18 protein-coding genes are annotated in these 19,917 nt (G+C 71.3%); 8 read left to right on the top strand and 10 right to left on the bottom strand.

The features are described 5' to 3' along the window. Positions 1 to 91 precede the first annotated feature (91 nt). Positions 92 to 3,064, top strand: a complete 2,973-nt coding sequence (locus tag ACFQPS_RS17600) for an ATP-binding protein (RefSeq protein ID WP_377360524.1) — start codon at positions 92 to 94, stop codon at positions 3,062 to 3,064. Between the two features lie 112 nt (positions 3,065 to 3,176). Here ACFQPS_RS17600 and ACFQPS_RS17595 read toward each other — a convergent pair whose 3' ends face one another. Next, complete coding sequence (locus ACFQPS_RS17595; protein ID WP_377360523.1) at positions 3,177 to 3,509, bottom strand: ribbon-helix-helix domain-containing protein; 333 nt, start codon at positions 3,507 to 3,509, stop codon at positions 3,177 to 3,179. A gap of 222 nt (positions 3,510 to 3,731) precedes the next feature. On the opposite strand from ACFQPS_RS17595, the gene ACFQPS_RS17590 reads away from it, so the two are divergent. From ACFQPS_RS17590 to ACFQPS_RS17570, 5 genes are all read left to right on the top strand, one after another. Beyond that, positions 3,732 to 3,899, top strand: a complete 168-nt coding sequence (locus ACFQPS_RS17590) for a hypothetical protein (protein ID WP_377360522.1) — start codon at positions 3,732 to 3,734, stop codon at positions 3,897 to 3,899. Positions 3,900 to 4,027: 128 nt separating this feature from the next. After that, positions 4,028 to 5,272 (top strand): YcaO-like family protein, encoded by a 1,245-nt coding sequence (locus tag ACFQPS_RS17585; RefSeq protein WP_377360521.1) that lies wholly within the window; start codon positions 4,028 to 4,030, stop codon positions 5,270 to 5,272. Positions 5,273 to 5,318: 46 nt separating this feature from the next. Continuing rightward, positions 5,319 to 6,062, top strand: a complete 744-nt coding sequence (locus ACFQPS_RS17580; protein ID WP_377360520.1) for a TfuA-like protein — start codon at positions 5,319 to 5,321, stop codon at positions 6,060 to 6,062. A gap of 94 nt (positions 6,063 to 6,156) precedes the next feature. After that, on the top strand, positions 6,157 to 6,855 hold the full coding sequence (locus ACFQPS_RS17575; protein WP_377360519.1) for a Crp/Fnr family transcriptional regulator: 699 nt from the start codon (positions 6,157 to 6,159) through the stop codon (positions 6,853 to 6,855). A gap of 99 nt (positions 6,856 to 6,954) precedes the next feature. Then, the gene (locus ACFQPS_RS17570; protein ID WP_377360518.1) at positions 6,955 to 8,709 is read left to right on the top strand and encodes an ABC transporter ATP-binding protein; all 1,755 of its coding nucleotides are present in this window, start codon (positions 6,955 to 6,957) and stop codon (positions 8,707 to 8,709) included. A 36-nt stretch (positions 8,710 to 8,745) separates the two neighbouring features. Here the strand turns inward: ACFQPS_RS17570 and ACFQPS_RS17565 are convergent, their stop codons facing one another. From ACFQPS_RS17565 to ACFQPS_RS17530, 8 genes are all read right to left on the bottom strand, one after another. After that, positions 8,746 to 9,645 carry a GNAT family N-acetyltransferase gene (locus tag ACFQPS_RS17565; RefSeq protein WP_377360517.1) on the bottom strand — a complete coding sequence of 300 codons (900 nt, stop codon included), beginning with the start codon at positions 9,643 to 9,645 and terminating at the stop codon, positions 8,746 to 8,748. Between the two features lie 148 nt (positions 9,646 to 9,793). Continuing rightward, entirely contained in the window at positions 9,794 to 9,970 is a 177-nt protein-coding gene (locus ACFQPS_RS17560; protein ID WP_377360516.1) for a hypothetical protein, read from the bottom strand. Positions 9,971 to 9,985: 15 nt separating this feature from the next. Further along, entirely contained in the window at positions 9,986 to 10,501 is a 516-nt protein-coding gene (locus ACFQPS_RS17555; protein WP_377360515.1) for a hypothetical protein, read from the bottom strand. Then, positions 10,501 to 11,064: a hypothetical protein gene (locus ACFQPS_RS17550; RefSeq protein ID WP_377360514.1), complete on the bottom strand. Its 564-nt coding sequence runs from the start codon at positions 11,062 to 11,064 to the stop codon at positions 10,501 to 10,503. Before ACFQPS_RS17550 ends, ACFQPS_RS17555 begins: the two co-directional genes overlap by 1 nt. 8 nt (positions 11,065 to 11,072) lie before the next feature. Continuing rightward, positions 11,073 to 11,438, bottom strand: a complete 366-nt coding sequence (locus ACFQPS_RS17545) for a hypothetical protein (RefSeq protein ID WP_377360513.1) — start codon at positions 11,436 to 11,438, stop codon at positions 11,073 to 11,075. Continuing rightward, a complete protein-coding gene (locus ACFQPS_RS17540) occupies positions 11,435 to 12,862 on the bottom strand; it encodes a hypothetical protein (RefSeq protein ID WP_377360512.1) in 1,428 nt (475 codons plus the stop codon). The genes ACFQPS_RS17545 and ACFQPS_RS17540 overlap by 4 nt, the downstream gene beginning before the upstream one ends. Then, entirely contained in the window at positions 12,859 to 13,992 is a 1,134-nt protein-coding gene (locus ACFQPS_RS17535; RefSeq protein ID WP_377360511.1) for a hypothetical protein, read from the bottom strand. The genes ACFQPS_RS17540 and ACFQPS_RS17535 overlap by 4 nt, the downstream gene beginning before the upstream one ends. Before the next feature lie 292 nt (positions 13,993 to 14,284). Next, on the bottom strand, positions 14,285 to 15,277 hold the full coding sequence (locus tag ACFQPS_RS17530; RefSeq protein ID WP_377360510.1) for a KpsF/GutQ family sugar-phosphate isomerase: 993 nt from the start codon (positions 15,275 to 15,277) through the stop codon (positions 14,285 to 14,287). Positions 15,278 to 15,651: 374 nt separating this feature from the next. Between ACFQPS_RS17530 and ACFQPS_RS17525 the strand changes: the two genes are divergently transcribed. Both ACFQPS_RS17525 and ACFQPS_RS17520 read left to right on the top strand, forming a co-directional pair. After that, positions 15,652 to 17,325, top strand: coding sequence for an MFS transporter (locus ACFQPS_RS17525; protein WP_377360509.1), 1,674 nt, complete (start codon positions 15,652 to 15,654; stop codon positions 17,323 to 17,325). A 73-nt stretch (positions 17,326 to 17,398) separates the two neighbouring features. Beyond that, the gene (locus ACFQPS_RS17520) at positions 17,399 to 18,352 is read left to right on the top strand and encodes a heme-dependent oxidative N-demethylase family protein (protein WP_377360508.1); all 954 of its coding nucleotides are present in this window, start codon (positions 17,399 to 17,401) and stop codon (positions 18,350 to 18,352) included. On the opposite strand, the gene ACFQPS_RS17515 is transcribed toward ACFQPS_RS17520, so the two are convergent. After that, a complete protein-coding gene (locus ACFQPS_RS17515; RefSeq protein ID WP_377360507.1) occupies positions 18,324 to 19,220 on the bottom strand; it encodes a replication initiator protein A in 897 nt (298 codons plus the stop codon). The genes ACFQPS_RS17520 and ACFQPS_RS17515 overlap by 29 nt on opposite strands. Positions 19,221 to 19,917 lie beyond the last annotated feature (697 nt).

Below are 19,917 nucleotides of genomic sequence, written 5' to 3'. Positions count from 1 at the left end.
TGCGGGTCGGATGGCGACGAGCGGAAGCACAGCACGCCCCGGGTCGGGGGCGGGGGCCGCGCCGGCAGGAATGACCGGCGGGGAAGCCTCCGTGCGCTCCGACCGGCGCATGGCCACGGTGCTGTTCGCCGATATCGTGGGCTCCACCCGCATGGTCGCCGCCGCCGACCCCGAGGACGCGCAGGACCGGCTGGACCGGGTGCTGCGCACCCTGTCGGCCCATGTGGAACGCTACGGCGGCACCGTCTGCCAGACCCTGGGTGACGGCATCCTGGCCGTGTTCGGCGCCCCCAACAGCCTGGAGGATCACGCGGTCCGCGCCTGCTTCGCGGCCGATGCCATCGTGCGGGAGGCGCGCAGCGGCATGCGCGACGCCGATCCGGTGGCCGTGCGTGTCGGCCTCAGCTCGGGCGAAATTCTCTGGGACTCAGCGGCGCTCAACCGACAGGACCGTGCCCCCGCGGTGGGCCGCACGGTGCATCTGGCCGCGAAACTGCAACAGATGGCGCCGGAGAACGGCGTGCGCCTGTCGGAGCCGACGGCTGTCGCCGCGCAGGACTGGGCGGAACTGGCCCTGGTCGGCCGCTTCGCCGTCCTGCCGCAGGACGAGGTCGGCGTCTTCACTCTCCTGGCCATGCGTCGCCGGCGGCGACGACCGGACGACGACCCGCCCCTGTTCGGCCGTGACGACGTGCTCGGTGATCTGCAAGCCGCCGTGACACGGGCGCTCGACCGTCAGGGCGGGGCCTGCCTGCTGGCCGCGCCGGCGGGCCTGGGCAAGTCCCGGCTGGCCGAAGCCGTCTCCGCCTTCGCCTGGCGTGTCGGTGCCCGTGTCCTCGACTGGCGGATGCACGCCATGCAGCCTGTCGGCGTGGCCGACCCGCTGCACGACCTGGTCACGGCCCTGCTCGACGGCGACCTGCCGGAGACGCGGGCACCGCTGCTCCGCCTGATCGAAGGCCACGGTGCGCGCAAGGTGGCGGCCGAGACCCTGGCCGACCTGCTGCTGCCCGCAGAAGAGCGTTCCGGCGCGGCACAGGGGGAGGATCTGCTGGTCCTGGCCGCAGAAGCCGTGGGCGATCTGGTCCGGGCCGCGGCCCGGCGGACACCGCTGCTGCTGCTGGCGGAAGACCTGCACTGGGCCGGCAGCAGCGCCGCCGCCGTGCTGGACCGGCTGGTGCCGCTGGTGGGGGCGCTGCCGCTGTTCCTGCTCGGCACCGCCCGGGAGGTGCCGTCCTGGCTGCCCGAAGGGGTGCGGATCGTGGAGCTGGAGCCGCTGCCCGACGATGCCGCCGCGGAGCTGACGGCCGCGCTGGTCGGCTCGCATCCCGCCCTGGACGAGCTGCGCGCCTCGCTGGTGCGGCGGACCCAGGGCAATCCCTTCTTCCTTCAGGAATGCGTCCGCGGCATGGTCGCCGGCGGCCGGCTGACCGGCATTCCCGGCGACTACCGGCCGGGCGGACTGGGCGACGACCGGCTGCCGGAAACGGTACAGGCGCTGCTCGCCGCCCGCATCGACACGCTGCCCGAACGGCACCGCACCACGCTGCTGGCCGCCTCGGTCGCCGGCGCCACCTTCGACGCCGCCCTGCTGGCGGCGCTCGTCGGCTGCGACCGGGCCACGCTGGCGGAGATCCTGACGGCGCTGGCCGACGCCGACTTCCTGGACAACACCCGCCTGCTGCCGCGGCTCGAATACTCCTTCCGCCACGCGCTGCTGCACGAAGCCGCCTACGCCACCCTGACCCGCCGGGACCGGCGCGCCATACATGGGCGTCTGGTCACCCTGCTGGAATCGTCGGACTTCGCCGACCTTGCCGGACGCAAGGCGGCGATCGCCCGCCACGCTTACCGGAGCGAGGCCTGGGCCAAGGCGGCGGAGGCCGGCGGGGAAGCGGGGCGGGAGGCGTTCCAGCTTTCGCTCACCTCCGAAGCGGTCGATCTCCTCGGCAAAGCCGTGGACGCGCATGACCGCCTGGGCGGGGAGGGGGGGGATCCGGTCCGCGCCGTCGACCTGCGCCTGATGCTGGCCCGGGCGACCATGCCGCTGGGGGTGGAAGGGCACGGACCGGACGTGCTGGACCGGGCCATCGGCATCGCCCGGACGCTGGGCGACCCCGACCGCGAATGCGCCGCCTGGCTCCTGCGCTCCGCCTTCGACTGGGCCTATGGCAGCCTGCGGGACGCCGTGACCTCAGCCGAACACGCGGTCGAGGCCTCACGCGCCGCCCAGGGGGGCCGCGAGCCCCATTTCGAGGTCGAACTGCATCACGGCAACATCCTGCTGGAGACAGGCAATGTCCGCGCGGCGCTGCCGATTCTGCGCCACGCCGCCGCCGTGGCAGCCCAGACCGGACAGCGTCAGGGCCGCTACTGGGCGCTGGACAGCCATATGATGCTGGATCTGCGGCTGGCCCGCGGGCTGATCGAGATCGGCGAGATCGACGCGGCCCGCCGCCATCTGGCCGCGGCCGAGGAGCACGCCGCCGAAAGCCCGTTCCCCTTCAGCCGCATCTTCTGCTGGACCTTCATCGCCGAGGACCATCTGCTGACCGGCGGCTGGAAGCTGGCGGCCAGCTATGCCGGGCGCGCCCTCCAGCTCATGGAGCAGACGGGGTCGCGCATCCATTACGGGCTGGCCACGGCACTGGCCGGGCTGGTCACGGTCACGCTCGACGGCTCGGAGGAGGGCGTGCGCCAGATCGACAAGGGGCTGGCGCAGGTGCGCCAGCGCCGGACCGCGGCGCACGAGGCGCACATCCTCCTGCTGCGTGCCCAGGCGATGGGGCGGCTGGGAAACCATTTCGAGGCGCTGCGGGACGCCGATGCCGCGCTGGCGCTGGCGGAACGGCGCCACCAGGGTCTCGTGGCCGTGCGGGCCGGCCTGGAATCCGCCCGCCATGCCGGCCAGATGGGCGATGCCCGCCGCTCACAGGAGATGCTGGCGCAGGCCCGGACCTGGGCTTCGGCCCTCGGCCTGTCGACCCTGCTCGGCCAGTGCGACGGGCTGCATGCCCGGATCGGCTCGGGCTTCGCCACGCTTCCCGCCGCCACCGGCCGGTAGCTCCAGGTCCACGCGCGCCGCGCGCCTTGCCCCTTCAGGGTCCCGCGGACAGGGTCCCGTGGGGGGCCTGCCTCTTGTGGGCAGCCCCCCGGGGCGCGCCGCCACGGCAGCGTCAGGCGCTGGCGTCGCCCAGGACCTGCGACAGCAGCGGTCCCTTCTTGCCCGAGACATGCAGCGCCCGGAAATAGGCGACCAGGAAGGCGCGGATGGTCGCGGTCAGGGTCGAGGTCTCGTGCCGCCGCGCGGCGATCATCGTGATGAGCTGGTGGATGGTCGTGCCCTCGATCTCCGCGATCTCGTGCAGGCTCTTCCACATCACGGCTTCCAGACGGACGCTGGTCCGATGGCCGCTGACCCAGACATTGTGACTGATGAGCTGGCCGTCCACCTCCAGGGCGTCGGGCTCATAGATCGGGACCTTCTGCGGCTTGCTCGGTGCATTCATCGTGGCCTCCAGACCTTACGCAGCACGGGACGCGGGGGCTGCCATCACGATCACCGATCATAGGCGGTCATCTGCATAGGATCGTGTGAAGCAGTTCACACGCCTGCGTGCAGTCACGGGATTAAGCATGAGGTGGCCCGGGCGCCGGGTCGCTCCGGCCTGTCGCCGGACGCTCTCCCGCCGCCGCGGACCAGTCCGTTCAGCCACCATGCGAGGTGACCCATGTCCATGCTGATCCGGGGCGCCGATGGCCGCCTCTACGCCATCGAGGCCGATTCCGCCGTCACGGTCGAGGAAACCGCCGCCACCGCCGCCGAGCCCGTGCTGCTCGTCGGTCAGAGCGGCGGCGAGGGCGACTACTTCGGTGGCGCCATCGTCTGCGAGGCGTGATCCCGGCTCGGTCGCGGCGGAACCGCCCGCCGCGACCGCCCGTGCCCCGGACCGATCCCGCCAGCCTCTACCCAGCCGGCCTCTACCCAGCCAGCCCCGTTGACCGGGGTCCCAGTCGGAGCCGCCCCATGACCGGAAGCCACAGCGACAGCGCCGATCCCGTCCTCCAGGCCGACGCCTGGCGCCGGATCGTCCCCGCCGAGGAAACGGTGGCACGGCTGAAGCGGTTCCTGCCGATGTTCGGCATCACCCGGGTCGCCACCCTGACCGGGCTGGACACGGTCGGTATCCCGGTGGTGATGGTGAACCGGCCCAACTCGCGCTCGCTCGCCGTGTCCCAGGGCAAGGGGGTGACGCTCGCGGCGGCCAAGGCATCCGGCCTGATGGAATCCGTCGAGGCCTGGCACGCCGAGCGGATCGTGCAGCCGCTGAAGATCGGCTCCTTCGAAGACCTCTGCTACTCCCACGCGATGGTGGACCCCGACCGGCTGCCGCGCCTGCGCAGCAGCCGCTACACGCCCCATACCCAGATGCTCTGGATCGAGGGGCGGAGCCTGACCCGCGACCGCAGCGTCTGGGTCCCCTATGAGATGGTCCACTCCAACTACACGCTGCCGCTGCCCTCGGGCCACGGCTGCTTCCAGGCCAACACCAACGGCCTCGCCTCCGGCAACCACCCGCTGGAGGCCGTCATCCACGGCCTCTGCGAGCTGATCGAGCGGGATGCCCTGACGCTCTGGCACCAGAAGCCGGAGGAGGCGCAGGACGAGGACCGCCTGGATCTGGAGACGGTGGCCGACCCGGTCTGCCGCGACCTGATCGGCCGGTTCGCCCGTGCCGGCGTCGAGGTCGGCGTCTGGGAGATCACCTCCGACATCGGCGTGCCGACCTTCCTCTGCCGCATCGTGCAGGCCGAGGGGGAGCACGCCACCGGCATCCGTCCGGCGATCGGCTGTGGCACCCATCTGGTGCGCGGGATCGCCCTGGCCCGCGCCCTGACCGAAGCGGCGCAGAGCCGGCTGACCTTCATCTCCGGCGCGCGTGACGACATGGCCCGGGCCGATTACGAGCGGATGCTGGACCCCGCCCTCCAGCGGGCCTGGCTGACCCGCATCCGCCATGGCGCGCCGATGCGCGACTTCAACGCGGTGCCGGTCTGGGGCGGACGCTCCCTGCGGAACGATCTGGACGAGCTGCTGGCCCGTCTGGCCCGCGCCGGCATCGAGGAACCCGTCGTCGTCGATCTGACCCGGCGCGAGCTGGGCATCCCCGTCGTCCGGGTGCTGGCGCCCGGGCTGGAGGGGGTGGACAGCTCGCCCGACTATGTCCTGGGCGCCCGCGGCCGTGCCGCCGCCGGGTGCCGCCCGCACTGATCCGGCCCGTACCGGGAAAGACACGCTCCGAGAAGGAGAACCGACCATGTCCGACGCCATCGTCTTCCTCGGCCCCACGCTCCCCGTGGCCGATGCCCGCGAGATCCTGGCGGCGGACTACCGCCCGCCGGTCGCCCAGGGCGACGTGCTCCGGGCGGTGATGGACGGGGCCCGGGCCATCGGAATCGTGGACGGCTTCTTCGAGAACGTGCCGTCGGTCTGGCACAAGGAAATCCTCTTCGCCCTGACCAAGGGCGTCCAGGTCTACGGCAGCGCCAGCATGGGGGCGCTGCGGGCGGCGGAGCTGCACGCCTTCGGCATGCACGGCGTCGGCGCCGTGTTCGAGGCCTTCGCCGACGGCCGGCTGGAGGACGATGACGAGGTCGCGGTGACGCACGGGCCGGCGGAGATCGGTTACCCGATCCTGTCGGAAGCCATGGTGAACATCCGCCGCACCCTGTCCGATGCCTTCGCCCGCGGCATCGTCGGCACGGGCACCCGGCGCCACCTGGAAGCCATGGCCAAGGCTCTCCCCTACAAGGAACGGACCTACGCCCGCCTGTTCCGCGAGGCGGCCGCGGCCGGCGTGAACCGGGCCGAGGTCGAGGCGCTGCGCGCGTGGCTGCCCACGGGTCGTGCCGACCAGAAGCGGGAGGACGCGGTCGCCATGCTGCGCACCATGCGCGAGGCGCTGGACCGGCCCTGGACCCCGGCCACGGTCCTCTTCCCGTTCGAGCACACGACCCTGTTCGAGCGGGCGGCGCGGCCGATCCTGGGTGCCGCCGCATGACGCCTTGCGGTCGAAGGCCCCGCTGGCGGATGCTGGCGGCGCCGGACCGCCCGCCCCGCCGGAGCGGTCCGCTTCCGCGGCCAGCGTGACGCCCGTGCCCAGCGACACAAAGCGCATCGATATCGCCCTGCTCCGGCGCAACCGGCTGTTCGGCATTCTCGACGCTTCCGAAATGGAAGCGGTCCTGGCCTTCGCCCAGGTCCGCCGCTTCGCCACGGACGAGCGCATCTTCATCAAGGGCGATCCGGGCGACTGCCTCTACGCCATTCTGCGCGGCCGGGTCGCCGTCCACACGGAGTCGGAGGATGCCAAGGTGATGCTGCTGAACACGCTCGCCGCCGGCGAGGTGTTCGGGGAGATCGCCATGCTGGACGGGGGCGAGCGCACGGCCACCGTCACGGCCGCGGAACCGGCCGACCTGCTGCGCATCGACCGGCGCGACTTCCTGCCCTTCCTGGAGGCGCGGCCGAACCTCTGCATCCGGCTGATGACGGTGCTGTGCGAGCGCCTGCGCTGGACCAGCGCCATCATCGAGGACACGGTCTTCCTCAACGTCACCCGGCGGCTGGCCAAGCGCATCCTGATGCTGGCGCAGAGCGAAGGCCGGCAGACGCCCGACGGCATCCGCATCGCCACCTTCGTCTCCCAGGACGCCCTGGCGAAGATGCTGGGCGTGTCGCGGGAGATCGTGAACAAGACCCTGAAGAGCTTCCAGGCGGACGGCGCCATCGCCTACCGCAGCGGCTATCTGATCGTCCACGACACGGCCTATCTGGAGAAGCTCGCCGGCTGAGCCACCCGCCGGGCATTAGAGGTAGAGGCTTCCCCGTTCAGGGGATCCTTAAACATTCGGGGTCGCAACTGGGGACACGAACTGTCCCGGATGCCCCCGATGACGTCCCCCGTCCCCACCGGCGCCGCCGCCCTCTATGCCCGTGCCTTCCGTGAGGCGCGGGCGTTCCGGCCGCATCTGGCCGCCGTGCTGCTGGTCGGCCTGCTGGGCCTGCCGATCGCCCTGGTGCTGCCGATCCCGGTCACCCTGGTGGTGGACCATGTGCTGGCCGGCCACCCGGTCACGGGCTGGCTGGCCGGACTGGTCCCGGCCGCCGTGGCGGCGGCACCCGACCGGCTGCTGCGGCTGGCGGTCCTGGCCGGGGCCGTCTTCGCCCTGCTTTCCGCCGCCCACCACTATCTGGACTGGATGCTGCGCGACTGGCTGGCCGAACGCATGGTGCTGGACTTCCGCGGCCGGCTGCTGCGGCGGGGTCTGACCCTTCCCGGCGAAGCCTTCGAGCGCGGCAGTCAGGAATCGGCCCACCGCATCCAGCACGATGCGCCAGCCCTGCAATGGACGGCGCTCTACGGCATCATCCCGATGGCGGTGGCGCTGGTCTCCCTGGCCGGCGTGCTGGCCGTCACGGCGCGGATCGACGCCGGGCTGGCGGGGGTGGCGCTGGCGACCGCGGTGCCCGTGATCATGCTGATCCATCTCAGCCAGACCCGGCTGCGCGGCCGCTGGACGGCGGTGAAGGACGGGGAAGGGGCGGCCTTCGCCGTGGCGCAGGAGACCCTGGCGGCCAGCCGGCTGGTCGCCGCCTTCGGACGGGAGGAAGCGGAGACGGACCGCTTCCTGACGGCAGCCCGCACCGCTTTCCGGCAGCGCCAGCGGGTGATCCGGGTAGAAGGGCTGCTGACCGTCTCCCTGGGGCTCGCCTCGGGCCTGGGCACGACGGCCATCCTCTATCTCGGCGCCCGCGGCGTGCAGGCCGGCAGCCTCAGCCTGGGCGAACTGCTCCTGGTCATGGGTTATCTGGCCCAGCTCTATGCGCCGTTGCAGCAGATCGGCAGCCACATCACGGGGCAGCAGCGGGCGCTGGTCAGTGCCGGTCGCGCCTTCGCCCTGATGGATGCGGTGCCGGCCGTGACCGAAGCGCCCGACGCCGAACCCCTGGCCCGGGCCCGCGGCCATCTCCGGCTGGAAGGGGTCGGCTTCCGCTACGACCCGCGCACGCCGGTGCTGACCGGCGTCGGGCTGGACATCCCGGCGGGGAGCTGCGTCGGCATCGTCGGCCGCACCGGGGCGGGCAAGTCCACCCTGGTGAACCTGCTGATGCGCCAGATCGACCCGACGGAGGGACGCATCCTGCTGGACGGGCACGATCTTCGCCACATCCGGCTGCGCGACCTGCGCCGTCAGTTCGCCGTGGTGCCACAGGACCCGACCCTGTTCTCCACCAGCATCGCCGCGAACATCGCCTATGGCGAGCCCGACGCCCCGATCGGGCGCATCATCGCCGCCGCCCGGCAGGCGGCCGCGCACGATTTCATCATGGCGCTGCCGGACGGCTACGCCACGCGGGTGGGGGAGCGGGGAACCCGGCTGTCGGGCGGGGAGCGCCAGCGCATCGCCATCGCCCGTGCCTTCCTGATGGACGCGCCGGTGCTGGTGCTGGACGAACCGACCAGCGCCATCGACGCCGCGACGGAGACGGAGATCCTGGAAAGCCTGGAACGGCTGATGCGGGGGCGCACCACCGTCGTCATCGCCCACCGGCTGGCGACCCTGCGCCGCGCCGATCTGGTGCTGCGGGTGGAGGGCGGCCGTGTCGCCCCCGATGCCGCGGACCCGCTGCGGCTGGTGTCCTGACCGCCGGGCCGGGTCGTCGGGCCGGGGCGGACAGGGCTAGTAATCGACCAGATAGCCCACCAGCTTCGGCCCCAGCTCGTCGGTCAGGCGACGGGGCAGGCGGCGCCAGACCTGCTGCGCCAGCATGTAGCGGGTCTGGAGCAGGCGGCCGGCCCCGACCAGCCGGAGGGGGACCGGCACCGCCCCCCACTTGCGCTTGAAGCGGAAGGTGCCCCCGCCCATCGGCGAGCGGCCGAGATCGACCGTGCGTACCCTGTCCCCCAGACACTCGCAGAGCAGGTGCCAGATCAGCAGATCGCCCGGCGCCTCCGCCGCGGCCCGCCGGTCGGTGGCGATCCAGGGCACCCAGCGCAGATCGCCGTCCGGCACGACGACCATGCCGGCCAGATCATGGCCGGCGGCCTCCGCCAGCAGGATTTCGGCCCGTGTCTCCCGCACCAGCGTCTGCACCAGGGTCGGCGGCAGCATCGGCGCGCCGTGGCGGGCAAGCGTGCCGGCCAGCAGCACGGTGAAACGCCGGACCATCTCGGGATCGCGCCCCTGCTGCACCTGGATGCCCGCCTTCTCGGCCCGGCGGACCCGGTTGCGGCAGACCGGGGGGATCAGGTGGCTCCACAGCGTGTCGGCGTCCACTCCGACGAGCGAGGCGCGCAGGGTGACCGGGTCGCCGACGGACGGCGGCGGGGCGTCGGGGTCCAGCACGCGGATCAGGTGCCGCCGCGGCCCCGCCTCCTGGGCCAGCCGCTCCGCCGCCGCCGGGGTCATGTCGGTGTAGCTGAGGAACGGCAGATAGGAGAGGACGCGACCGCCGGTCAGGGCCGGCACGGTCAGGAAGGCCCCGTCCTGCTCCCAGCCGAACTCGGCCGCCACCACCTCGCGCCACAGCGCGCACAGGCCGGGGCTGAGCGGCCGCGGGTCGATCGGGGCCATAGCCATCGGAGCCCGGCCGGAGAAGGGAAATGCCGCGGGATTTTCCACCATGAGGTCATGGTAATGCAGCGGATGCCGCGGGGGAACGGGCCCGGACGGGCTGCGCCCCCATGTCCGGCGCCGCCTGTCCGCACGGTGGTGGCGGCACTGCGGGTCAGCCGCGGCCGTCCAGCCAGATCCAGGTCCAGGACACCAGGGCGATGCCGCCGAGCAGCACCGCCACGATCCCCAGCGCCCGCAGGAACTGCGCCAGTTCCCCCTGTTTCCAGGCGCTGCGGGCCAGCAGCGCCAGATAGAGGACGATCGTGCCCAGAACGGCCTTCAGCAGCATGGACGGACAGCCCCCTCAGAAGCGGGCCGACCTCTCCACCTGAAGGACCCGGTAGCCCTGGCTGCCGAGGAACTTCAGCTCGGCGCGGCGGCGCACGTCCCGCTCGTTGGCCGCGGAGACGACATAGCGCCGGCCCCGCGCCCAGGACAACCGGTATTCCTCGTCCGCCACGTCGCGGAACTGGGTGTCGTTGGAGACCACCAGCTCCCACAGGGTCTGTCCGGGCTGCATGACCCGTTCCATCACGTAGACCCGGTCCTTGGCGCGCTCGCGCAGGCGGCGCAGCTCCTCGTCCAGCGCCGCCTTCTCGGCCTTCAGATGCTCGATGCGGATGCCCACGCGGCCGATCTGGTCGGCCGCGTCCTTGATCTGCCCCTCCAGCCGCTGCTTCGCCCGCGCCAGCTCCACCGGCCGCGCCGCCAGCACCCGCAGTTCCTCGTTCGAGCGCCCATAGGCGCGGTTCGCCTGGACCATCTTCACGGCGGCGACATAGATGGCGACCAGCGCCGCGCCCAGCAGCAGCAGTTCCATCACGTCGGCTCCGCGAAACCGGGAATCGAGGCGTTCAGGAAGCGGGTGATGACATAGCCGTAGCGGACCGGGAACACCCGCCCGGCCAGTTGCAGCGCCTCCTGCGGGGAGGGGGCCCAGATGCGGGCGATGTTGCGGCGGCTCCAGACGCGCGGTTCGACCTGCGTCGCCGCCGGGCCCTGGTTCATGGCCGCCGGGCTCAGCAGGATCTCCACGTCGAAGGCCGTGTTGCCGCCGCCGGGCGTACCGACCTCATGAACGACCTCGAAGGTGTCCTGGGCGGCGATGGTGCAGGTCCGGCGGGCCTGCGTCGTCTCGATCACCAGGGCGGCCTCCTCCGCCTCCAGCACCCGCAGGTCCGCCTGCACCTCCGCCAGCCGAGCCTCCAGACCGGCGCACTGTCCTTCCAGGTCCTTCGCCATGCCGCGCAGGCGCAGCCCCTTGCGCCGCGTGTGCGTCATGGCCGCCGCCTTCATGGCATAGGCGATGACCAGCAGCACGACCGCGGCCAGCAGCGAACTGGCCGCGAACGCCAGGGAATCGGTGATGACCATGCCGCCCATGGGGCCGCTCAACCCCGGACCGACGGGGCGCGGCGGGCAGGCCGCGGCTTCGCCGCCGGCTCGTCCATGTAGATCACCAGATTGACCGAGCCGCCGATGACCTGCACGAACTTGCGCCCCGAGGCGGGCAGGCGGACACGGCGGTCGATGCAGTAGTTGACCAGCGACGCCGCCAGTTCCGCCGCGTTGCGGCGGATCGTGGTGCGCTCGCCGTAATCGTCCTCGACCAGCAGCGTGGCGGTGATGGGATCATCCTCCAGCTCCATCCCGAGGAGCTGGCCGCTGGGCAGGGGCTGACGCTGGCGGCGCATCAGGTCGAGCACCGCCTGCATCACCTCCCGCTCGCTGAAGCTGAGGGTCCGCATTTCCTTCACAGGTCCATCTCCCGGTACGGGGGGGTATCTCCGGCATCGCCCACGCCCAGCCTCTCCTGCCAGTCCAGCAGGATGCGCTCCGCCTCGTCGGGGCCGGCCACGATCTCCACCAGCCGCAGCAGCGAGACGATCTGCTCGTCCGCGGTGGCCGTATCGGCGGCACTGGCGCCTGCCGCCTGCGACAGGGTGCTGAGCTGTTCGGTGGCGCGCCGCACGGTGCGGCAGAGCTGGGCCGTCTTCTCCTGCATCTGCGGCTTCAGGCCGACCTGTGGGGCGATGCGGGCACAGCGGCGGTAGGCGCGGGCGAAGTCCTCGGCGCGGGCGATCTCTTCCGGCGTGGCGGGCCGTGGCAGCAGATCCGGCCGGATCAGGTCGCGCTCGGCCGTATCCAGCACATGCCCCAGCAGCTCCTGGTCGGCGGGACCGATGACGCGCTCCAGGATCGCCTCGGAGATGACGACGCGCGCCTGGTCCACCCGGCGGATCATCTTGCGCTGGTCGGGATGCTGCAACGTCGCCCGCATGGACTCGAAGCCGTCCAGCAACCGCTCGGCGATGCTGGCGATCTCGCGCGCGGCCATCCCCTCCTTCAGCATCCGCGGCACCGATCCGGACTGGCGCAGCAGGTTCTCCAGCGCGAAGACACCGACCTCCCGCGCCACCTCGTCCTTCTCCTGCTGCCGTCCCTCCAGGCGGGTGTCCGCCAGCACGGTCAGCAGGTCGCCCGGCCGCAGCATGCGGGCCGAGAGCGCCAGCAGGAAGGGGGCGACCCGGCGGATGTCCTGGGTCGCCAGCTCCTTGATCGCCCGGCGCAGCACCTCGACATGGAAGTCGGCCAGGGCCTGGACCGGCCGGTCGGGCAGCCGTGCCTTCACGGACTGCAACTGCACACCGATCTCGGTCACGGCCACCAGCACCGCCACCTGCCGCAGCACGTCATCGTCGCGGCCGAACAGGCGGATGCGGGCCTTCTGGTTCTGGTGCGCCTCGTCCAGCGCGTCGCCCAGCGCCCGGGCGCCGTCGCGCCAGAGCGCCTCGCCCTCCTGCACCAGGGCCGCGGCATCGTGCCCGTCCACCCTGGAGAGGCTGGCGTCGAGGCGCGCCAGCCGCTGTTCGCCCAGCCGCTCGGCGACGATGCGCCAGCACGTATCCAGCGTGGCGCGGGAGATGCGCGACAGGCGCCGATGGTAGGCGCCGACATCGTCCAGCAGATCCTCTGCCGGCAGGAAGAACAGGCGCATGGGCAGCAGCCGGCGGGGCGGCCGCAGCTCCGCCATGCGGGGGCGGATGACCCGCATGGCGTCGGCGATGTCCGACCGGTGGCGGACCTTCTCGAACAGCTCGACGATCTTCAGGAACTTGGAATCCGTCAGCGCGGTCGCCGACGCGGCAAGCTGCCTCCACTCGCGGCTCTGCTCGCTCATGCCAGCTTCGCCTTCACGGTTTCGATGCGCCGGATGGCATCGTAGTCCAGCCCGCCCGTGCGCCAGTCCTGGTTGGCCCGGACCCAGCGCCGCTGCACGCGGCGCAGCTCCTCCATGTCGAAGTTCTCGTTCGCCGCCAGTTCCTGCACCGGGATGATCGGGGCGATGCGGAACAGCTCGCACATGGCCAGCCGCTGCACCTCGTCGGACTGGGCGCGGCTGTCCTCCCAGTGCTGGCAGATGTAGTCCCAGCCGTCCAGCAGCCAGGACAGGCTGGTGACGCCGGCACGCACCTCGCGCAGCGACTTCTCCTCGCCGGTCACGATGGGGCGCAGCCGGGTCAGCAGGGGATCGACGCGGGCCAGCCGGGTGGCGGCGATCGTCAGGGTCTGGTCGGCGCACTCGGCCATGAACCTGGCAAGCGATTCGGCCTCCGTCGCCTCCGTCACGGCCCAGGTGGCGACATCGTCGCGGAACCACTCCAGTCGGCGCATGAGCTGGCGCAGCCGGCCAGGGTGCGGCGCCTGCGGCAGCCCCAGGGGGGCCAGCAGGGTGCTCAGCTCCTCCACCCGGCCGTAGAGCATGTCCGGCACCATGCCGAACCCTTCCGCCACCCGGGTCAGGGCGGATTTGGCCCTCTGCCGCGTCGCCTCGCTGTCCAGCCCGGCGCGCAGGAGATCGGGGGCCTGGGTGCCGACCTGCTTCAGCAGCTCCAGCACGAAGACGTAGTTGGTCAGGACGGTGTAGTCGCGGTCCAGCGCCAGCGCCTGCCTGGCCTGGGCCGCGGCGGCCAGGCCGGCGAAGCCGCGCGCCGCCACCTGCAAGGAGCAGTGCCGGATCGTGTCCGGCGTGTTCGCCTTCGTCTCCAGGATCTCGCGGTGCAGGGCGCGGTCATGCAGCGTGATCCGGATCACCTCCGGCAACGCCTTCCAGCCGAACACATAGGTTCCCTTGCCGCCGGAGAACCCGGGCAGCAGGCATTCCAGCCGCTCCTGCGCATCCATCCGGATGCGGGCCTGGGCCAGGATGGGCGTCGTGAAGGGGACGCAGACGCCCCGTTCGGCGAACGTGGACGGCCGTCCGTGGATGACGCCGACCTGGGCTGCGGAAACTGGCGCCGATGCACTCACGGAACGCTCATGACCTCCGGGTCATCGCTCCGCCGTCCGGCCCCGGTCAGCGCGGATGCGTCCGCCGGACGGTCAGATAGATAAAATTGCAGATAACCATACAGGAGGGGCCCGCTTCTTTGGAAGGGGCGCATTGCTTCGTTTCAAGAAAAACCATCGCCGGGATCGCCGAATATGGCGGCTGATCTGTTAATGGACTGTCAACGGCGATGAATTAATGCGTTAACTTTAAAATATGTCCGGAGGATGCAAATGTTCCGTCTCGCCTGGACTGGCCTTCTATCGGCGGCGATCAGCCCAGGGTCTTTTCAACTTCAAGACCGGCGATGTCATGCATGCGGATCAGACCAAGCACACGCCCGTCTCCATCCACGACCGGCAGAACGTAGATCTGCGTCGGTGTCTCCATGATCTCCAGCGCTTCCAGCGCCGTGATCGACGGCCCGCAGGTGCGCGGTGCCGCGCCCATGCAGGCGCGCGTGTCCATCTCCAGGAAATGCTTGCCATGGGTCGAGAGGCCGCGGCGCACGTCGCCCTCGGTGACGATGCCGGCCAGCCGGCCCTCGGCATCCACCACCAGGGCGGCGCCGTTGGGGTGGCGGGTCATGGCCAGCAGCGTTTCGACCACCGATGTCTCCGGGGTGACCAGGGCCACGCCGCCCGGCGCCTTCACCATGAGGTCGGCGACGCGGGAGCCCAGCACCACGCCCAGCGTGCCGCCGGGATGGTTGCGCGCATACTCGTCCACGGTGAAGCCGCGCCGGCGGGCCACCGCGATCACCAGCGCATCGCCCAGGGCCAGCATGGCCGCCGTGCTGGCGGTCGGCAGCCGCGTCTCCGTCGCCTCGCGTTCCACATGGACACGCAGGGTCCAGTCGGCGATGCGTGAGAGCGCGGACGGCACGCGGGAGACCATGGCGGCGACACGGGCGCCGCGCTGGATGGCGCAGCGGCCGAGATCGACCAGCTCGCGCGTCTGTCCGCTGTTGGACAGCAGGATCAGCAGGTCGTCGGGCCGCAGCCCGCCCAACTCCCCGTGCAGGGCGTCGGTCGTGCTGTAGTACCAGGCGCGTGTACCGACCGAGGCCAGCTTGCTGGCCAGCAGGCGTGCGATCAGGCCGGATTTCCCGACCCCCGCCACCAGCGTGTTCGTGTCCCGTGTACCGATATGGTTGACGACGTTCAGGAAACCTTCGTCCAGGCTCTGCTCCTGGGCCAGCACGGTCTTCGCTTCGATGTGCAGAAGATCGCGGGCGGAAGCGATGATCGGGTCGTAAGCGGACACGGGGGCACAATCCCTCTTGTTAACCGACACCGGGTTACGTCAGGGTTTACCCCATGTCGCGGACCGGCACAGCCCCCGCCGCGCGCGCCCCAGCTTCCCGTCCAGCGAAGGGCCCGTGGCACCGCCGCGGGACAGCCCTGGTCCGCCACCGGCACCGCTTGACAGAGGCGGCGGCGGCGCGCCCCCTGCGCCCGGATTCAGCGGCGCGGCAGCGCCGGAAACGCCGGTTTCGACGGAGAGGGAGCGATGGGACGGGGCAACCCGGAACGGTGCCGCAGCGGTGCCGGGATGGTCGTGGAGTTTCCCGGCAGGGTGGTGGACGCGGGTCGCATCTGCACGGCCCGCATGGCTGGGGGCGGGGACGCCGTCCGGCCATGAGCACCACCGCCTCCCCCATGACCGCGCCGCCCATGACCGCGCCGCCCGGCGCGGGGAACCAGCCCGTCGGCGCCTGGACGCCGTTGCGCCGTCCCGTCTTCCGGGCGCTCTGGCTGGCGACGCTCGTCTCCAACGTCGGCACCTGGATGCACGATGTGGGCGCCGCCTGGATGATGGCGACGCTCGCCCCCAGCCCGCTGATGGTGGCGCTGGTGCAGGCGGCGACGACGCTGCCGGTCTTCCTGCTGGCGCTGCCGTCGGGCGTGCTGGCCGACATCTTCGACCGCCGCCGCTTCCTGATCTATGCCCAGCTCTGGGGCGCCGCCGCCGCCGCGGGGCTGGGGGCGGCGGCGCTGGCCGGGCTGGTGACGCCGCCCGTGCTGCTGCTCTTCACCTTCCTGATCGGCGTCTCGGCCGCCGCCTCCGCCCCCGCCTTCCAGGCCATCGTGCCGGAACTGGTGCCACGGTCCGAACTGCCGGCCGCGGTGGCGCTGAACAGCCTGTCCATCAATGTCAGCCGCGCCATCGGCCCGGCCGTCGGCGGTTTCATCGTGGCGGCTTCCGGGCTGGTGGCCGTCTTCGTCCTGAACGCGGTCAGCTTCTTCGCCGTCATCGCCGTGCTGCTGACATGGCGGCGCGAGGTCCCGTCCAGCGGGCTCCCGCGGGAACCGTTCTTCGGCGCCATGCGCACGGGCCTGCGTTATGTCCGCTCCGCCCCGGACTTCCGCCGCGTGCTGGTCCGGGCCGTCGCCTTCTTCCTCTCCGCCAGCGCCGTCTGGGCCCTGCTGCCGGTGGTGGCGCGCGACCGGCTGGGGCTGGACGCCACCGGTTACGGCTTCCTGCTGGCGGCGCTGGGGGCCGGCGCCGTGGCCGGGGCGCTGGTGCTGCCGCGGCTGCGCCGGCGCTTCTCCAACAACCGCCTGTCGGTCGGGGCGACGGTGCTGTTCGCCGCCGTGTCCGTGGCGCTGGCACTGCTGCGCCAGCCGGCGGCGGCGGGGATCGCGCTGGCCCTGGCCGGGGCCGGCTGGATCACGGTGCTGTCCAGCTTCCATGTCGCCGGCCAGACCTCCCTGCCGGGCTGGGTGAAGGCCCGCGGCCTGTCGCTGTTCCTGGTCGTCTTCTTCGGCGCCATGGCGGCGGGCAGCAGCCTCTGGGGTCATGTCGCGGCCAGCCACGGCATCCCCGCGGCTCTGCTGGCCGCGGCCGCCGGCCTGATCCTCGGCCTCGTCGTGGTGCCGTGGAATCCGCTGCGCGCCGTGGACCAGGGCGATCTGGCGCCGTCCGCCCACTGGCGGCGCCCGCCCGTCCATGCCGAACCCGCCCCCGGCCGCGGCCCGGCCCTGGTGACGGTGGAATACCGCATTCCCGCCGCGAACACGGCCGCCTTCCTGGGCCACATGCGGGATCTGGAGGCCAGCCGCCGGCGCGGCGGGGCGCAGGACTGGGCCGTCTATGAGGATGTGGCCCGGCCGGGGCGCTGGCTGGAAACCTTCGTCACCGCGAGCTGGCTGGACCATCTGCGCCAGCACGACCGCGTGACCATGGCGGACCGGCGCTTGCAGGAGGCCATCATGGCTCTTTGCGAACCCGGAACGACCCCGCAGGTGGAGCATTTCGTCGGCCCGGCCCGCAGTCGTTCCGCAGGCGCAACGACATCCGCTCCGGAATAGGGACGCCCGCCCCCGCGGGCCGGCCCTGCGGCACGGTCTTGCGGGGCGCCGCCCCGGCCGGCAGGATGGCGCCATGCAGGATGCCGGCCCGGACCCCGCACCCGCGGCGCTGCCGCCCGAGGACATGCCCTGGCCGTTCGACACGGACGGCTTCCGGATCGGCATGGGTCTGCGCCATCTGGACCCGGCGGACTGGATCCGCCTCGATGCGACCTGGCCGGACCTGCTGGCGGAACGCCGACGCCTGCTGCGCGAACGGCGGGCGCAGGTGCTGCTGGCGCCGCCCGGGACGGAGTCCGCGGCACGGGACCTGCTGCACCGGCTCGCCTCGCACCTGCCGGCACAGTTCCCGGCCCTCTACGCCCAGGATGGCCGGAAACTGCTGAACCGGCTGACCGGCGGGGCCCTGGACATCTCCGGAGCGCCGCCGCTGGAGACGGCCTGCCTGCTGGTACCGGAGGATTTCTGCCTGCTGCGGCAGGAAGCCGGGGCATGGCGGCTGGCCGCCGGCATCGTCTGCTTCCCGAACCGCTGGCGGCTGGCGGAGAAGGCGGGGCGCGGCCTGCCCGGCATTCACCAGCCCGTGCCGGGCTATCCTGAGCGGCTGGCAGCGCCGGTGGACCGCTTCTTCGACACGCTCCGTCCGGGGCGCGGCGTCTGGCGGACGAACTGGAGCCTGAACGACGATCCGGCCCTGTTCCAGCCGGGGGAGACGGCGCATCTGCCGGCGGATGCCGGGATCACCGCCGAAACCGCGGGCGACCGCCTGCTGTTGCGGGTGGAGCGGCAGACCCTGCTGGCCCTGCCGGACAGCGGCGCTGTCGTCTTCGGCATCCGCACCTATCAGCGGCCGCTCTCCCGCCTGACGCCGGCCCAGGCGCGGCAGATGGCGGCGGTGCTGCGGTCCGTGCCGGAGGACAGCGCCCGCTACAAGGGCCTGCTGCGCACGCGGGGTCCGGCTCTGACCGTGCTCGACCGACGCGCCGCCGGGGAAGGGATCAGTCCTCCAGCGTCTCGAAACGGCTGACGTCGTATTCGCGCCAGCGGTCGATGCGCCAGAACACGACCATGATCTTCTTGAGCTGGGTGCGCTGGCCCTTGGTGCCGCCCTCGGAATTCGGGTCGTTGATCAGCTTGAAACCGTATTCGGGCAGGGGGCTCTTCTTCTCGGCGATCTTGGCCAGCTTGTAGCGGAACTGGCGCAGGTCGGTCTCCGCGCCGACACGCAGCCGCAGCTTCTCCAGATTGATCTTGAACCCCGGCTGGTTGCCGCAATGGGCACGCGCCATCTCGTAGAGGCGCTTTTCCAGCGGCGGCAGGTCGAAATAGGCCGGATCGTAGGTCAGCATCCGGTTGTCCTTGAGGATCGCGCGGTAGAGCCAGTCGCACAGCTCCACCGTGATCCGCTTCAGGACGCGCTCGCCCTTGGTGTTCTTGCGGTATTCCGCCTTGGCCGACTTCAGCCAGCTGAACCACTCGTCCGTGCCTTCACCGCCCGTCTCGATGTTGGTCTTGATCTGCGTACCTTGCAGCCGTTCCAGTGCCCCGGAGATGCGGTCGTAGGACTTGCCCCCGGCGGACACGCGGCAGACGCGGAAGAAATCGTGGCCGGAGAAGCTGAAGACCTGGCTCACCGGCTCGCCGCGGTTCATCTTATCGACCATCAGCGAGGCGATGTAGATCAGGAATTCCTTGTCGTAGATGGTGGCGATGCCGGCGTCGGTGCCCTTGACCTCGATCGTGACCTTGCCGTCCTGATAACGGATCGGGTCCAGCCGCTTCTCCTTCGTCAGGGCGAAGAAGTTGTAGACCATGATCGAGCGTTCATTCTTGACGCTGCCGATCAGCGGGCTGTCGAGGAGGGAAAGCTGATGCGCCTCTTCGATGGTCCTCATCACGTCACCCATCCAACGACTCTGCGGTTTTCATCAGGGTCGGCACCCAGGGACGACGGTCCGGGGGACGACGGGGCCACCCCCACCCCCCGTCACCGAAACAACGAACGGAGTGGACGGAAGGGGATGTGCGGTCCGGGAAATTTGGGTCGAGACGTTCCGGGCTGTCCACAAGCGATTGTGCGAACGTCACCGAACCAACGAAGATTTGGTGGTCAGAGCCCTCCGGGACCGCCGACACCGGGCCGGAATCTCGTTGTTTCAGTGACATGGACACGGGGGAACGGCGACCCGCCTTCGTTGGAACGGTGACAGGGCCGGGAATCCGCGGGGTCGGCCCGTTCGTTGGTTCGGCGACGCGGAATCCGGGATCGTTGGATGGGGCACGCCGGTCCGTTGCTTCAGGCACCAGGGTTCGGGGTTATGGACACGCCGGTTCGCAGTTTCAGCGACCCCCGTTCGCGGTTTGGGCGACAGAAATGCCCACAGCCGCTTGATTCCAGAGGCAGATTCCGGCCCGTAACTGGAAAACACTGTAACTCCCTAACGGAATCTAACAGGCTCAACAGGTCGCGTCTCCGCACGCTTGACAGGGTTTCGCGGGTTCCGGAGGCCCCCCGGGGCACCACAGCAGCGATCCCCACCGGACCGCGAATCAGCGGACCCGGAGGGGTTCCAGGGGCTGGCGACTCGGGTT

The organism is Rhodocista pekingensis (genome assembly GCF_042665545.1).
GTDB classification, from domain to species: Bacteria; Pseudomonadota; Alphaproteobacteria; order Azospirillales; family Azospirillaceae; genus Rhodocista; species Rhodocista pekingensis.
Note: the sequence above shows the minus strand (reverse complement) of the source record. Positions and strands in the feature narration are given on the sequence as shown.

Bases quoted from the DNA above. Each gene is read 5' to 3' on its own strand.
- ACFQPS_RS17595 (WP_377360523.1), bottom strand. From the start codon at position 3,509: ATGAATGCACCGAGCAAGCCGCAGAAGGTCCCGATCTATGAGCCCGAC.
- ACFQPS_RS17590 (WP_377360522.1), top strand. From the start codon at position 3,732: ATGTCCATGCTGATCCGGGGCGCCGATGGCCGCCTCTACGCCATCGAG.
- ACFQPS_RS17585 (WP_377360521.1), top strand. From the start codon at position 4,028: ATGACCGGAAGCCACAGCGACAGCGCCGATCCCGTCCTCCAGGCCGAC.
- ACFQPS_RS17580 (WP_377360520.1), top strand. From the start codon at position 5,319: ATGTCCGACGCCATCGTCTTCCTCGGCCCCACGCTCCCCGTGGCCGAT.
- ACFQPS_RS17570 (WP_377360518.1), top strand. From the start codon at position 6,955: ATGACGTCCCCCGTCCCCACCGGCGCCGCCGCCCTCTATGCCCGTGCC.
- ACFQPS_RS17565 (WP_377360517.1), bottom strand. From the start codon at position 9,645: ATGGCTATGGCCCCGATCGACCCGCGGCCGCTCAGCCCCGGCCTGTGC.
- ACFQPS_RS17560 (WP_377360516.1), bottom strand. From the start codon at position 9,970: ATGCTGCTGAAGGCCGTTCTGGGCACGATCGTCCTCTATCTGGCGCTG.
- ACFQPS_RS17555 (WP_377360515.1), bottom strand. From the start codon at position 10,501: ATGGAACTGCTGCTGCTGGGCGCGGCGCTGGTCGCCATCTATGTCGCC.
- ACFQPS_RS17550 (WP_377360514.1), bottom strand. From the start codon at position 11,064: ATGGGCGGCATGGTCATCACCGATTCCCTGGCGTTCGCGGCCAGTTCG.
- ACFQPS_RS17540 (WP_377360512.1), bottom strand. From the start codon at position 12,862: ATGAGCGAGCAGAGCCGCGAGTGGAGGCAGCTTGCCGCGTCGGCGACC.
- ACFQPS_RS17525 (WP_377360509.1), top strand. From the start codon at position 15,652: ATGAGCACCACCGCCTCCCCCATGACCGCGCCGCCCATGACCGCGCCG.
- ACFQPS_RS17520 (WP_377360508.1), top strand. From the start codon at position 17,399: ATGCAGGATGCCGGCCCGGACCCCGCACCCGCGGCGCTGCCGCCCGAG.
- ACFQPS_RS17515 (WP_377360507.1), bottom strand. From the start codon at position 19,220: ATGAGGACCATCGAAGAGGCGCATCAGCTTTCCCTCCTCGACAGCCCG.